The organism is Labilithrix luteola (assembly GCF_001263205.1).
GTDB lineage: Bacteria > Myxococcota_A > Polyangia > Polyangiales > Polyangiaceae > Labilithrix > Labilithrix luteola.
The window spans coordinates 5,220,513-5,233,812 of record NZ_CP012333.1 but is presented as its reverse complement, the minus strand read 5'-3'; the positions used below and the strand labels follow the sequence as shown (position 1 = coordinate 5,233,812).

At 65.7% G+C, this 13,300-nt stretch carries 13 protein-coding genes; 9 read left to right on the top strand and 4 right to left on the bottom strand.

What is annotated here, in order from left to right:
- The first annotated feature begins 23 nt into the window (after positions 1 to 23).
- Entirely contained in the window at positions 24 to 497 is a 474-nt protein-coding gene (locus AKJ09_RS23150) for an STAS domain-containing protein (RefSeq protein WP_169927776.1), read from the top strand.
- A 506-nt stretch (positions 498 to 1,003) separates the two neighbouring features.
- Here the strand turns inward: AKJ09_RS23150 and AKJ09_RS53200 are convergent.
- Complete coding sequence (locus AKJ09_RS53200) at positions 1,004 to 1,807, bottom strand: outer membrane beta-barrel protein (protein ID WP_169927775.1); 804 nt, start codon at positions 1,805 to 1,807, stop codon at positions 1,004 to 1,006.
- A 337-nt stretch (positions 1,808 to 2,144) separates the two neighbouring features.
- On the opposite strand from AKJ09_RS53200, the gene AKJ09_RS23140 reads away from it, so the two are divergent.
- Both AKJ09_RS23140 and AKJ09_RS23135 read left to right on the top strand, forming a co-directional pair.
- Positions 2,145 to 4,070: a hypothetical protein gene (locus tag AKJ09_RS23140; protein WP_169927774.1), complete on the top strand. Its 1,926-nt coding sequence runs from the start codon at positions 2,145 to 2,147 to the stop codon at positions 4,068 to 4,070.
- A 248-nt stretch (positions 4,071 to 4,318) separates the two neighbouring features.
- Positions 4,319 to 4,606 carry an Rrf2 family transcriptional regulator gene (locus tag AKJ09_RS23135; protein WP_146649383.1) on the top strand — a complete coding sequence of 96 codons (288 nt, stop codon included), beginning with the start codon at positions 4,319 to 4,321 and terminating at the stop codon, positions 4,604 to 4,606.
- A gap of 64 nt (positions 4,607 to 4,670) precedes the next feature.
- Here AKJ09_RS23135 and AKJ09_RS23130 read toward each other — a convergent pair whose 3' ends face one another.
- On the bottom strand, positions 4,671 to 5,618 hold the full coding sequence (locus AKJ09_RS23130; RefSeq protein ID WP_146649382.1) for a LysR family transcriptional regulator: 948 nt from the start codon (positions 5,616 to 5,618) through the stop codon (positions 4,671 to 4,673).
- Between the two features lie 145 nt (positions 5,619 to 5,763).
- Between AKJ09_RS23130 and AKJ09_RS23125 the strand changes: the two genes are divergently transcribed.
- Positions 5,764 to 6,540, top strand: coding sequence for an SDR family oxidoreductase (locus AKJ09_RS23125; protein WP_146649381.1), 777 nt, complete (start codon positions 5,764 to 5,766; stop codon positions 6,538 to 6,540).
- 78 nt (positions 6,541 to 6,618) lie between these two features.
- On the opposite strand, the gene AKJ09_RS23120 is transcribed toward AKJ09_RS23125, so the two are convergent.
- Both AKJ09_RS23120 and AKJ09_RS23115 read right to left on the bottom strand, forming a co-directional pair.
- Complete coding sequence (locus AKJ09_RS23120) at positions 6,619 to 6,951, bottom strand: outer membrane protein assembly factor BamB family protein (RefSeq protein ID WP_169927773.1); 333 nt, start codon at positions 6,949 to 6,951, stop codon at positions 6,619 to 6,621.
- Positions 6,852 to 8,618 (bottom strand): MXAN_6577-like cysteine-rich protein, encoded by a 1,767-nt coding sequence (locus tag AKJ09_RS23115; protein WP_146649379.1) that lies wholly within the window; start codon positions 8,616 to 8,618, stop codon positions 6,852 to 6,854. Before AKJ09_RS23115 ends, AKJ09_RS23120 begins: the two co-directional genes overlap by 100 nt.
- A gap of 845 nt (positions 8,619 to 9,463) precedes the next feature.
- Here AKJ09_RS23115 and AKJ09_RS23110 point away from each other — a divergent pair.
- The 5 genes from AKJ09_RS23110 to AKJ09_RS23090 all read left to right on the top strand — a co-directional run bounded on the left by AKJ09_RS23110 (position 9,464) and on the right by AKJ09_RS23090 (position 13,287).
- Positions 9,464 to 9,865, top strand: coding sequence for a hypothetical protein (locus AKJ09_RS23110; protein WP_146649378.1), 402 nt, complete (start codon positions 9,464 to 9,466; stop codon positions 9,863 to 9,865).
- 80 nt (positions 9,866 to 9,945) lie between these two features.
- Entirely contained in the window at positions 9,946 to 10,596 is a 651-nt protein-coding gene (locus tag AKJ09_RS23105) for a hypothetical protein (protein WP_146649377.1), read from the top strand.
- A 188-nt stretch (positions 10,597 to 10,784) separates the two neighbouring features.
- On the top strand, positions 10,785 to 11,903 hold the full coding sequence (locus AKJ09_RS23100) for a hypothetical protein (RefSeq protein ID WP_146649376.1): 1,119 nt from the start codon (positions 10,785 to 10,787) through the stop codon (positions 11,901 to 11,903).
- A gap of 110 nt (positions 11,904 to 12,013) precedes the next feature.
- The gene (locus AKJ09_RS23095; RefSeq protein ID WP_169927772.1) at positions 12,014 to 12,544 is read left to right on the top strand and encodes an RNA polymerase sigma factor; all 531 of its coding nucleotides are present in this window, start codon (positions 12,014 to 12,016) and stop codon (positions 12,542 to 12,544) included.
- The gene (locus AKJ09_RS23090; protein ID WP_146649374.1) at positions 12,541 to 13,287 is read left to right on the top strand and encodes a tetratricopeptide repeat protein; all 747 of its coding nucleotides are present in this window, start codon (positions 12,541 to 12,543) and stop codon (positions 13,285 to 13,287) included. The genes AKJ09_RS23095 and AKJ09_RS23090 overlap by 4 nt, the downstream gene beginning before the upstream one ends.
- The last annotated feature ends 13 nt before the right edge of the window (positions 13,288 to 13,300 follow it).

Below are 13,300 nucleotides of genomic sequence, written 5' to 3'. Positions count from 1 at the left end.
CGGCAAGCTCGAGGGGAGTTGCCATGAGGCCTATAGAGATCCTAGTCGAAGCTGACACCGCCGCCCGCGCGGTCACCGGCACGGATGACAGGCACCAGGAATCGGCGCAGAAGACCGCCGTTCGGGCCGTCGCCAGCATGCAAACCGATCGAGAGGGCGCGCCGAGGCCCGTTCTAGAGGACATGCAAACGGCCCCGGTCGACCGAACGACCGTGGCTGACGGGGAAGAGCGCGTCCGGATCCACGGCGCGCTCGATGCGCGGACGGTCGGCGCCATCGGCCCGGTGCTACAGGCGGTCGCCGCCGGCCACCCGCATCAGGTCACCGTCGACTTCGACGAGGTTTCGCTGCTCGACAGCTGCGGAGTGGCCGCCATCGTGTCGCTCTGGAAGCGCATCAAGGCGCAGGGCGGCTCCGTCGTCATCGTGCGCGCGCATGGTCAGCCACTGATGGTCCTGAAGCTCCTGAAGCTCGAACGAGTCCTGGGAGCGGGCTGACGAGGGCCAGCCGGCGCCGCGGCAACCGCCCCCGGTGAACCGGATCGTGGCGTGCCCTCTCAGGCGATACGTTCCGCCGCCGACACGCGCTCGTGCGGCTCGCGTCACTGTCGACAGCGAAGAGGCCGGCAACGGCAGCGGCAGCCGTACGAAGCTGGTATCGCATGCGTTAGCGAGTCGTAGGGAAGAAGCGCGACTCGCCTTCGCTCGCCAATCAGAAGCCCTACGGAGACCGTTGCGCGCGGCGGCGGTGGTCGACGCCCCGAAGCTCCAGCAACCGGCGCATTGCCCACTCGGGGGAGGTTGCGACCCCGGGGGGGCGGTGCGCCCTGAAGTCTGCGAGTTCCACGTCACGGCCCGATGCTGCGAGTCGGAACCTCAGACTGAATTGGAATCGTCGGCATCTGGTGGCGCGATGTATCGACGACGGGAAAGACGGGAGGACGGCGCCCCTGTTGGTGCCGTCCTCCCGCCGGCGCTTCATCGTGGATCCGCGAAGGATCACGCTACAGGCTCAAGCCGGTCACGAAGAAGACCTGATACGACGGATGTCCGTGTAGGGTCGGAACGAGCAAACGCGTGTCGGCGCCCACGTAGAGCGGCCCCTCCGGCATGCGGTAGCGCGCCGTCAAACCCGGGTAGACCATGAACTGATTCCGGGTGTCGTGCACGGCGACGTTGTCCGACGAGACGCGCTCACGCTCGAAGAGAATGGCGGCGGCGCCATACGGTCGGATGAGGATGTTGCGGTACCGTCCGAGTCCGATGTCATATCCGACTTCGGCGGACGGGTAATAGAAGTTGCTCTTCGACTCCGTGGAGCCGAACGCGTTCTGCCCATGATCGATGTCGCCGGAGTACCACATGAACGAACCGCCCAGGTAAATCGGCACCACCGGCAAGGTGTACCCGAGGCGGCCGCCGACACCCAAGTTGTAGTTGTTGGTGCCATATCCAACCAACGGTTCGAGGGTCACGCGGTTGCCGACGGGGGGAGGCCTCGTCGCGAGCTGTTGTTCGGCTTCGTTGGCAGGCGTGACGACCGCGGCGGTCGTCTGCGTCGTGCCGACCGCAGGACCGGGAGCCGGTGCCGGTGCCGGTGCCGGAGGCGGCGTTGGCGCAGGAACGACGACGATCGTCGTCGGTGGGACGGAAGGCTCTTGCACCTCCGCATTCTGCTCTTCGGCAGGCGTTCCAGACTCCGCCGCTCCCGTCTTCTTCTTGTCTTCGGAATCGGCCAGGGCCGCATTCGACAAGAGGAGAAGGGGAAGCGTGATGAGCGCAGTTCGAGCAATGTGAGAGGTGTTCAAGGTGTTCCCTCCTATCGCGTGACCATCAAGCACGGTTGGTACCGACGATCTCGCTCTCTCGTCACGCGGCAGGCGTACGCGCACAGCTCGTCCTCGACTCAAGCGTAACGCCTCTGCGGTAATTACGAATCATCGTGAAAGATGCAACTTCGATAGCCCTCCGGCGAAATGCGTCGGACGGATGCACGGGGCAAAACGACCGTGGCGCCATGGGCGACTTCGAGCGGTGGCCGCCGTGACGCCTCGTCGCTTGGCGTGAAGCGCGAGCAGACATCGACATCGCGGGGCGTCGCGGGGAGAGGTGACGTGCCGCGGTTCGATGCATACCAGTGTGATCATGCAGTCCGCTGCGGCGCTCTTCAGACTCGCGCTCGGCGTCGCCGTCGTCGCGACCTTAGCCGCCGTCGTCGTCGGCACGGGCGCGAGCGACGCCTCTACCAAGGCGATGCCGATGACCGTCACGTCTGCTCCGTTCAGCGCGCCGTCACGTTGTGTGCCGACGTCGAACGTTCATCTCTTCGTATCCCCCGAGGTGCCGGTCGCCGGCTCCTCGTTTCGCGTCCTCGCGGTAACCGACAAGCCGCTCGACGCCGAGCTCGTCGTCGAGAGCACGAGCGCCTCGAGCGACGGCGGGAGCGACACGAGCGCGAGGAGCAATCTTCGTCACGGTGGCCCACCCTACTTCTGGATTGCGGAGATTCCGTCGTCGCGCGAGGCCTCCTACACCGCAAGGCTCGTTCGGCGTCAATGCCGCGGCGAGAGCGTCGCTTCGCGAACGGTCACTCCTTCGCCCTCTCAGGAGCGCGCACCGACTCCGGCGAATCACGAGCTCTGGCCGACGACGACGGCTTGGTCCCACGATCTCGAGAACGTGTACTCCGCATGGATCGAGACACTCTTCGATGCTCCCGAGGAGTCGATGCCAACGTGGCCCGCTCTCCAAGACGTCCTCCGTGATCGGAAACGAAATCTCCTCTTCGACTATCTCGGAGCTGGCGAAGACTCGGTCGATGCACCGGACATTCGCCCAGATTGTGCGGATCTCCCCTATTTTCTCAGGGCCTATTTCTCGTTCAAGTTGCGTCTTCCCTTCGGCGTTTCGGAGTGTGGTCGAGGCACCGCGAACACTCCGCCCAAGTGCACGACCAACATCGAGACGAACGAGCAGCGGCCACCGACGTACGACCCGAAGGCAACGGCGAGCCAGAACTTCGGGGCGTTTCTTCGCGTGACCCTCGCCACACGCGCGCACTCGGGATCGGCGCGGATCGCGCTCGACGACGAGAACTCCGATTACTATCCGGTTGCGCTCACGTGGGAGAGCCTTCGACCGGGAACGATTTACGCGGATCCTTACGGTCACGTGTTCGTGCTCGCCAAACGTCTGCCGCAGAACGCCAAGCGCGCAGGCGTGCTGTTCGCCGTCGACGCCCAGCCCGACGGAACGGTGGCTCGCAAGAGATTCTGGCGCGGGAACTTCCTCTACTCGGACAATCCTGCGCTCGGTGGTCCAGGCTGGAAACGCTTTCGTCCGCTGTCACGAATGGGCAACAAGCTCGTTCGATGGGGGGACGATGCGATTCGAACGAATGCCGATTACGGAGACCTGTCAGGTCAACAAGCGAGGCTGAGCACGGTCGGGTTCTTCGACGCCATGGATGACGTGCTCGCGCCCAGACCGCTCGACCCGGAACGCGAGGCCGTGGAGATCGTCGGCGCCCTCGAGGAGCAAGTTCGCACGCGGGTGGACTCGGTCGACAGTGGACGACAATGGCTCGCGACAGGCCCTGCGCCGGCGGTCATGCCGTCCCTCGAGGACCTCTTCGAGACCACGGGCACCTGGGAGGACTACTCCACCCCATCGCGTGATCTTCGGCTCCTCGTCGCCATGGACTTCGTCACTGGATTTCCCGACGAGGTCGAGCGACGTCCGCAGCGCTTCACGATGCCCGCTGGCAAGTCGGCGACGGACGTGAAGAGTGAACTTGGAGCACTCCTCGAGCGGGAGCTGTCTTCGCGCACGATTTCGTACCCACGCACGGATGGCTCTAGGTTCCCCTTGTCACTCGCCGCGGTGCTCGGGCGGAAGGTGGACTTGGAGGTCGCATACAATCCGAACGACTGCGCCGAGTTTCGTTGGGGGGCGCCACCGGGGAGCGACGAGCGGAGCACCTGCGTTGCGCGCGCTTCATCCGCACAGCAGCAACGTATGGACCAGCTACGCATCTGGTTTCACGAGCGGCGAAGGCCACCGAGACGCTAGTCGTGCACGAACGAGCGACCAATCAGGCAGCGACACGCAACACTGCCGAAGAATGCAACGCTCAGTGCCGTGGCGATGACAAACGAGGCGTTGGAGGAGCGGATGGTTGTCGAATTGCCTTCGGCAACGACCTGCGGGCTTCGAGGGGACGCCCCACAACTTTCTTCAGCAACAAATTTGTCCTCGTCTCGAGAGATGCTTTATTCCCATGGAACAATCCGCAGCTCCCCTGGCTACAGGAGGAATCCATGTACGTTCTCGACCGCAAAGCCATCGCCGCGCATGTGCTCCGTCACCTCGCAGGCGCGCAAGCGCGCGGCCGTCTCGTTCGGCTCGACGAGCTCGCATGCGAAGTCGGTGTGCGCCGTGCGGACGTCCGCGAGGTCGTTTCGCGTTTGCATGCCGAAGGGCACGTCGATGCGCAGCGCATGAAGCTCACGATGACCGGCCTTGTTCTCGCGGCGTCGATGCAGGATTCGACACTCCGCGCGGTCCGCAACGAGGCCACGCCCACCGTTCATGCCAAGGTCGCCTGATAGCGCGGCAAGCGATTCAGGGGGGGCATCTGGGCACTGAACGCCAGGCTCCATCGTTCACCGGCTACCGAGAGCGTGGTCGCGGGCTTTGCTCTCCGTCGCCGGAACGTCGTGGGACAGGAACGGCAACGTCGTGAAAGAGCTCGACCAAAAAATCGACATAGGCTCGCACTTTCGCAGAGACGGAGCGTCCCGAGGGGTAGAGCGCATCGATCGGCCTCTGCAGGAATCGTAGCTCCGGCAGCACCTCCTCCAGCGTGCCGGCCCGTAGCTCGTTGGAGACCAGGATATCGAGCCCCCGGACGAGCCCGACGCCGCGCACCGCGGCATCGAGTTGGACGTCGCTGTCGTCGGCGTGAAAGGGGCCGGAGATCGGCACCTCGCAAGGACCGTCGGGGCCACGCAGAGGCCATGGCTCGGGTTTGCCGTCGCGCAGGTTGCCGACGCATGGAAAGCGCGCGAGATCGTCGATGCTCGTTGGGTGACCGCGTTCGCGCAGTAGCGAGGGGGCCCCGCAGATCACCGAATGCGCGACGCCGAGTCGACGGCCGACGAGGCCCGAGGACGGTTTGCTCCCGATGCGTACGATCAGATCGACGCCCGCGACGACCGGATCGATGAAGACGTCGCTGAGCGAGAGATCGACCCGTAGCTGGGGGTAGCGCGCGAGAAAGCGCGGCATGGCTGGCGCGATGATCCGGCGACCGAGAAGGACCGGCACATCGACCCGCAGGATGCCACGCGGGGCCGTGCGCGCGCGGACCAGGGAGTGCTTGGCCGCTTCGAAGTCATTCAGCAGTCGCGTGCACCGTTCGTAGAAGGCCACACCGTCTTCGGTCACACGAAGGCTTCGGGTCGAGCGCTGAATCAACCTCGTGCCGAGCTCGCTCTCGAGATGCGCGATGCGTCGGCTCACGGCGGACGGCGTGACGCCGAGTGTCCGGGCCGCAGCCGTGAAGGAGCCCGTGTCGATGGTCCGTACGAAGACCGAGATGTCGCCGAGCAGGTCCATGCGTTGCTCTCCGATTCGTGCGCGTTGCGCACAAGTGTTGTCCCCGCATCGTCGGTACGCAACCAAGTCCGCGAGGGCTACTCAGAGGACGTCGCGAAGGAGTCGCGGCGAGAGGGCTTCGAGCCCGAGAAGGAGTGTTGCGAACATGACCCGTGGGTTGGAAGGCAAGGTCGCGGTCGTTACGGGAGGAAGCCGTGGGATCGGTCGGGCGATCGCCTACCGGTTGGCGCGCGAAGGGGCGCTGGTGGCCGTGCATTACGGTCGAGATCGTGCGGCGGCGAGCGAGGTGGTGCGGGTGATCGAGGAAGGAGGTGGCAGGGCGTTCGCGGTGCAAGCAGAGTTCGGCAAGCCGGGCGCGGTCGCCACGTTCTATCAAGGGCTCGATACGATGCTGCGCGAGCGCACCGGTTCCGAGGCCTTCGACATCCTCGTCAACAACGCCGGCATCGCGCCGCCCATGGAGCTCCAAGCGACGAGCGAGTCCGCGTTCGACGAGCTGATCGCGGTGAACGTCAAGACGCCATTCTTCCTCGTGCAGAAAGCGGTGGGGCGTCTGCGAGACGGCGGGCGCATCATCAACCTCTCGTCGGGCGTCTCGCGCCTCGCTTACCCGGAAGCGGTTGCCTATGCGCTGACGAAGGGAGCGCTGGACAACTTCACCCTCGCGATGGCGTGGCAGCTCGGCCCGCGGGGCATCACCGTCAACTCTCTCGCCCCCGGTTATGTCCAGACCGACATGAATCCATCGCTCAGTGATCCCGAAGTGCGACGTGATCTGGCGCGCGGAATCGCGCTTGGACGCGTCGGCCAACCTGACGACATCGCCGACGTGGCAGCGTTTCTCGCGTCGTCCGACGGGCGTTGGGTGACCGGCACCTACGTGGATGCCACGGGCGGCTCGCTGCTCGGTCGCAGACTTTGACGAGACACGGAGGAGGCGGACGGACCGCCGCCTCCCCGCCACTTGCTCGCTCTTTGTCGTTGATGAAGCCGGTCGTCGCTAGGGGGACAAGACGAACGCCGTGAGGACGCCATTCGCGGACGCGACGAAAAGGCGGCCGGCGCCAATCGACAGCCAACCTCCGACATCGGTTTGCCAGACGCTCTCGTGAGTATCGAGGGACACGGCATAGACGTGCGAGTCGCTCGCGACGTAGACGTAGCCGGCCGCGATCGCCGGCGGGTAGCGGAGTGCGCCGTCGGCCGCGAAGGACCACTGCAGGTTGCCTGTGGTCACGTCGTGAGCGCGAAGCGTGCCATTCTGAATAGCGTAGACGACGCTCCCCTGAACCGCTGGCGTCGAGCCATAGTCCGTACCAAGGCTCCACGCCACGGCCTGCGTGGAGAGATCGACCGCCATGAAGTTCGGTGCGGCGACGAGGAAGGCGCGCCCCCTGCGAGGACGGCGCTCGTTTCCATGCTCCATCCCCTCCACATGCGCGGAGCAGTGACGGACCACAGCTTCTTGCCCGTCGCGGGATCATGGGCGGTGAATACCTCTCCGACGAGCGTGTAGACGACGCCGTCGTCATACGCAGGGCTCCATTCGTCGTACTGCGCCAACGTGTTTTCGAAGAATCGCTGGGCTCCGTCCACTGCGGAGAATCCGTAGAGCCCACCGTAATAACCACCGTCAATGAACACAGAGCCATCGGCGATGGTGGGCGGATAGAAGTTTTCCCACTGGGAGCCGAACGGGGCGCTCCATTTCGTATTCCCATTCGTGATATCGAACGCCCAGAGTGCCGACGGTCCGATGCCGGCGCCCTTGTTTTGCTGAACGTAGACAACTCCATCGACCGCCGCCGGCCATCCGACGCTGAAGACGGAGCCGAAGTCATGCGTCCAGAGCTCGGTTCCGTCCGAGGCATGGAGCACGCTGACGGGCCGTGCCGAGTCGAAGCTTCCATCCGCACTCACGACGATGCGTTCACCGAGAACTGCAACGCCGTGAACACCTCCCCACCCATTGAGCGGACGAATCCGCCGTGACCATCGTCGGATGGCGGGAGGGTGTGCTGTCTCCGTCGTGCTCGTCCCCGTGTGCTGCGCATTCCCACCGAACATGGGCCAGTTCGAGACCGCACCTCGACATAGGCCCGCCGTGCAGACCTTGCCAGGGCCACACGAATTGCCGCAACCGCCGCAGTTGTCGGCATCGATGGTGATGTCCGAGCATTTCCCGTTGCACGAGGTCGTGCCAGGAGCACAAACGCACGCGCCGCCCTCGCACGCTCGAAACATCCCGCACGTCGAACCGCAGGTCCCGCAGTTGAGAACATCCGTCGCGAGATCGACGCACGTCCCGCTGCAGGCGCTTCTTCCCTCCGGACATTGACAGGTGCCCGCCCGGCAGATGCGACCGGTGCCGCAAAGGGCGTTGCACGCCCCGCAGTTCGTGCTGTCCGTCGACGTATCGACGCAGCGGCCGTTGCAGAGGCGCGAGGGGGCCTCGCAAACGCCACCGTCAGGCGTCAGCGCATGACACTGGCCGTTCTGGCAGAACGCTGCAGGTCCACACTGGGTCGCGCAATCCCCACAGTGCCAGGAGTCCGAGGCGAGGGCGACACACGTCCCGTCGCAGGCGGACGTCCCGGCCGGACAGACGAGAACACAGCTCCCCTGCGCGCAGGTGCCGCCGGCGGTACACGCGTTTCCGCAAGCGCTGCAATTGCGAGGATCGGTTTGGACGTCGACACATTCCGCCCCACAATGCGCGAGCGATCCCGCACACGGGGCGGGAACGTCGCCACCGTCATCGCGATCGCTCGCATCGCCAGAGGTGTCCGCAGACGCGTCGGATCCATCGACGTCGACCGCGCCGTCAACCGACGCTTCTGCGGGCGACGCATCGGTTCGAACCTCCTCGGGTGAACTCGCCTCGGCTCGTCCATCAGCCTCGGCGTCCAAACCGCCCGTCACCTCATCGACGGCGCCGGCGCATGCCGTCCCCACCACCACGAGCGCAAAGAGCGCCCCGAAAGCAAAAGCACGCGTCACGTGGCCTCCCCCGCAAATGCACGACTCACGATGTCCTGACCGTCTCACATCGAGGGCCTCGCCGGAATTACCCTCGAGGGGAAGATGGAAAGGTGCGATAGGGAGAGAGGGCGCTTGCTGGGTGCTGGTGGGCCCGTACACCAAGAGCGAATCCCGGCGTCTCCGCACGATCGAGTACGCTCAGGCGATGACGAGAGCGGCGGATGTCATCCGCGCTCGCGTCGAGCAGCTCGGCTGGCAGGTCACTCACGTGGTCGACCCGGCACTCGTCATCGAAGGGCTTGACGTGGGCGTGGTCAACGTGACGCCGATCCGGGGGCCACTCCGAGCGCTGCTCGTCATCCTGCTCCGGGCATCCTTTCCGCGAGCCGCGAGTGGACGACGAGGCGTTCGAACGCACCTTGACCATCTTCGAGCAGCGAGCGAAGTCGCGGAAGCCCTACTAGCGCTAGCGAAAAAGTACTCGTCGAGCGAGGGAAGTTGCACACCACATAGAACTGAAGCCGGTCTCCACGTCGAAGGTTTCGTCGGCGAAGGGCAGCTCCTCCAGATCGCCGTGGCGGAAGTCGCCGGGGCAGGCGATCGCCCGCTCGACAGCAGCGCCTCGGCCGCGTCCACGCCGCCTAGCGTTGGCGCTCCTTCCCCTCGGAGGCTCATCGTAACGGAGGCGCGTCGCCCGAACTGCGTTGGGTCACCGGCACCTACGTGGATGCCACGGGCGGCTCGCTGCTCGGTCGCAGACTTTGACCGCAACTCGGTCCGAGTGGCGATACTACCTCGCAGGTAATCGCTTGGGCGGCGGGTGGATGCCAGGATCTCCGCAGACTTCAGCAAGGAGATCTGCCATGACGACGTTCGCACCAATCGCAATTTCCCCCCAAGGCTCTACGCTTCGTCGCGTGCTCGCGGTCGATGCCGCGACGTGTGCAGGGATGGGCGCGCTTCTGACGGCGGCTACGCGCCCGCTTGCGGGATTGCTAGGTCTCCCGAGCGACCTTCTCTTCTGGTCGGGCGTCTCGCTGTTTCCGATTGCGGTCTTGATGGGACGGATCGCGACGCGTCCGGCAATGCCGCGTGCAGGCGTAGGGTTCGTCATCGCAGGGAACGTGGGGTGGGTCGTCGGGAGCGCCGTCGTGCTCTTTGCGACGTCGCCCTCTGCGCTCGGCTATGCATTCGTCCTCGCACAGGCCGCCGTCGTCGGGATCCTCGCGGAGCTCGAATACGTCGGCCTGCGCAAAGCGGGCTGACTTCAGGATTTCGTCGGTGGCGGCCGAACGCTGGGACGTATCGACCCGTCGGATCCGGCGGCGGCGTATACTCCCAGCCCATGTCGTGGTTCTCAAAGTCGGAGAGCGGCTCGAACGTCGTCACCGCCGGGATCTACGTTCGTACGGATTGTCCCGAGTGCGGAAGCGCCATCATCGTCTCGGGCCTTCATTCCGAGATCCATTGCAAGGCGTGCAGGAGCACGACCCAGATTCCAAGATCGTTCTGGTCAGGGCTCTTCTTTCGTCTTCATGGCGCCATTCCCAGCAAGAACGCGGTCTCGCTCGCCCTCGGTGGCGCGATCACGAGCGAGCTCCCGATCTACGCGCGCTTCAGCCCCGAGCACCCGAGCTGCATCCAGTGTCGAAGCCCGCTTCGTCTCGACCTTCGGCCGCTTGGCACCGAAGGGCCAACACCATGCAATGGGTGCGCGTTTGCGACGCCAAGCTTTCCGGCGCCTCCGTGGCTGAGGCAGGAGTATCCGGACCTCCAGCAATTTTACGCGCCGATTCACGTGCCGCCTCCACCGCAGACGCGCACGGTGAGCTTCGCGTGTTCCGACTGCGGCGCGAACCTGAAGCTCACGGACGACACCCCACGCCTCGTCGATTGCCAATACTGCGGGCACACGCTCTTTCTCCCGGCCGATCTTTGGCACGCGATGCATCCGGTTCAGAAGCGAACGCCGTGGTGGGTGGCGTTCGTCCGGTGATCGGCCGCGCACACGGTAGAGATCCTCGACTCACGCAGTCTTCTGATTCGCTGCGCCGGCGCCGCGCTCTCATCTAGCCGACACAAGCGCAGCCTTATTCCCATGCGCGGAGGGCCACAGCTCCTCCGTCGCGGCTCGTGCTTCTTTCGCCTTGCACTGGCTCGCCCCTTTCGCTCACGCTCTTGGCGATGCGGGACGACCGAACGCGAGCGCGCTCAGTTCGCATCGGCGTCCGGCGGCGTCGTGCGTTCGCGCGCGCCATCGCGTATCTGAGCGCCCTTGCGACAGGCTCGATCACGCTCGTGTCCCTGGCGCAGCACGAGCCCTCGTCCACGCACGAGAAGGTGCGGCTCGTCTGGACCCGCGGCACGGACACCGCCTCGTGCGCCACGCGCGAGGCGCTGATGAAGAGCGTCGTGGCGCGCCTCGGTTACGATCCCTTTTCCGACGAGGCCTCGCGCTTGGTCGTCGGCAACGTCACTCACACGCGAGGCCGCTACGTCATCACCCTTCGCGTCGACAGCGAGCAATCGAGTCCGACGCGGCAGCTCGAGAGTAGCATCGACGACTGCTCAGCCGTCGGCGAGGCCGCGGCGCTCTCGATCGCGCTCGACATCGAAGCCGCCGCCGTCGCCGCCTCGCCGCCCTCCCTATCCGGCGATGCTGCTCCCGCGCTTGCTCACGATGAGCTGGATGCCTCGACCGAGAGCGCGAGCGCGAGCCAAGCGGATGCCACCCCACCTTCGGTTTCTCGGCGAGACGCCGGTTCCCCGGACGCGGCCGTTGCGGCGCCGACCGTACCGTCTCGACGTGGCGCCTCGGCGTCCGTTGGCGTGGTGGGCGCCGCCGGTCTGCTCCCACGCGTGGCCGCTGGCGTCGACGTGGCGGGCATCGTTCATTTCGGCGGGCCCCTGTCGTTGTCGGTGGGCATGACCCATTTCCCCGAGATCTCCGCGAACGATCCACGGTTCTCTCTCGGCTCGACTCTCCTGCGCGCAGGCGCCTGCCTCGATTTGTTCATGGCCGGGCCAAACCGGCTCGGCGGGTGCGCTCACGCCGTCGTTGGAAGCACACACGTGGTCGTCCAAGAGCTTCAGCCGATCGCGCCGGGCCCGAAGCGTTTTGCAGGCCCCTCCATCGGCGTGCGGTACGCGCGGTCGGTCGGACCACTCGTCCTCTCGGTGGGGGGCGACGTGCTCGTGCCCATCCCGCGCTACCAGTTCGACGTGCTCGGGACGAATCGAGCGGTTTTTACGGCATCGAGTGTGGTCGGGCTTGCGAGCGTGGAAGTCGGCGCCGGTTTTTGACGGGCCCCTCGTAAGTATTTTCGAAGCGGGGTCGGGGCTGCCGACTAAGACATATCGTGAACGCCACGCTCGCCCACGGGACCTCCGTAAGCCATGCTGGCGAGGTCCCTGTGCCCGATATTGTCGAGCTTTATCGACAACACCGCGCCTTCGTGTGGGGCTCCCTCTCGCGACTCGGTGTTCGCTCGGAAGATCTCGAAGACGTACTTCAAGACGTCTTCATCACGGTGCATCGGCGACTGTCGGAGTTCGACAGCAACCGAGCCAGCCTCCGGACGTGGCTATTCGTCATCTGCCGGGGCATCGCTTCCAACCATCGGCGTAGCCTGCAAGCGCGCCACGCGGCGGTCGCTCAGAGCGCTGCCGAGCCGCTGCACGTCGATGACGTGAGCCCCGAAGAAGCCGCTGCGCGCGCCCAAGCGAAGGTTCGCCTCGAGTCCATCCTCGCGGAGATGTCCTTCGAAAAGCGCATCACGTTCCTGATGTACGAGGTGGACCGCATGTCCACGGAGGACATCGCCGAGATCCTCGGAATCGAGCGAGGCACGGTGTTCTCGCGCCTGCACGCCGCGCGTCAGGAGTTCGAGCGGGCTGTTCGACGACTGCAGCTCCTCGACCTCGTCAAAGAGAAATCGACATGAAAGATCCGACCGAAGCACCTCCGCGCTATGCCGATGCGGGCGCCCCCGAGGGACGGCTCCTCGATCTCTTGCGCGCACCGGAGATGAGCGCCGAGCAGATCGCTCGAGGCGAACGACGGATCACCGAGCTGGCGAAGGCGCCACCTGCCCCCAAGCCTACGGGCACCGGAGTTCTGAAGATCGCGGCGCTCGTCGCGCTGGTCGTGGCGCCCCTCGCTACCTATGGTCTGAGAGACGCGAGGGACGGGAATCAACCGCTCGCGCGACTCGAGACCCCCGAGCCGCCCTCGCCGCCCGCGCCTGTCGAGGTGGCACTCACGCCGGCAGCTCCGGCGCGTGCTCCAGCAGAAGCCGCACCGACCGTCAGCGTCGACAGCCTCCCGGCCGCAATCGAGAGCGCGCCGAGCGCACCGAAGCTCGTCGACTCGCACAAGGCGGCGCCTCCTCGCGCACCGAACGACAGACTCGCCGCCGAGCTGGCTCTCCTCGACCACGCGCGCATCGCGCTGGGAACCGATCCCAAGGCCGCACTGCGCGACGTCGATCGGCACGCGCAAGACTTCCCCGATGGGCAGCTCGTTGCCCAACGCGAGGTCATTGCCGTCGACGCCTTGCAGCGTCTCGGGCGGACGAGCGAAGCGCGCGCGCGCGGCAAGGCGTTCGCAGGCCGCTTCCCCGACACCTCCGCTGCCCGCCGCATCGACTCCTTGCTGAACGGGCCGCCCGCCGCCGCCCGTCCCTGATTCGAAGAAGGAA

Coding starts and splice junctions, on each gene's coding strand:
- AKJ09_RS23150 (WP_169927776.1), top strand. CDS start 24: ATGAGGCCTATAGAGATCCTAGTCGAAGCTGACACCGCCGCCCGCGCG.
- AKJ09_RS23140 (WP_169927774.1), top strand. CDS start 2,145: ATGCAGTCCGCTGCGGCGCTCTTCAGACTCGCGCTCGGCGTCGCCGTC.
- AKJ09_RS23135 (WP_146649383.1), top strand. CDS start 4,319: ATGTACGTTCTCGACCGCAAAGCCATCGCCGCGCATGTGCTCCGTCAC.
- AKJ09_RS23130 (WP_146649382.1), bottom strand. CDS start 5,618: ATGGACCTGCTCGGCGACATCTCGGTCTTCGTACGGACCATCGACACG.
- AKJ09_RS23125 (WP_146649381.1), top strand. CDS start 5,764: ATGACCCGTGGGTTGGAAGGCAAGGTCGCGGTCGTTACGGGAGGAAGC.
- AKJ09_RS23110 (WP_146649378.1), top strand. CDS start 9,464: ATGACGACGTTCGCACCAATCGCAATTTCCCCCCAAGGCTCTACGCTT.
- AKJ09_RS23105 (WP_146649377.1), top strand. CDS start 9,946: ATGTCGTGGTTCTCAAAGTCGGAGAGCGGCTCGAACGTCGTCACCGCC.
- AKJ09_RS23100 (WP_146649376.1), top strand. CDS start 10,785: ATGCGGGACGACCGAACGCGAGCGCGCTCAGTTCGCATCGGCGTCCGG.
- AKJ09_RS23090 (WP_146649374.1), top strand. CDS start 12,541: ATGAAAGATCCGACCGAAGCACCTCCGCGCTATGCCGATGCGGGCGCC.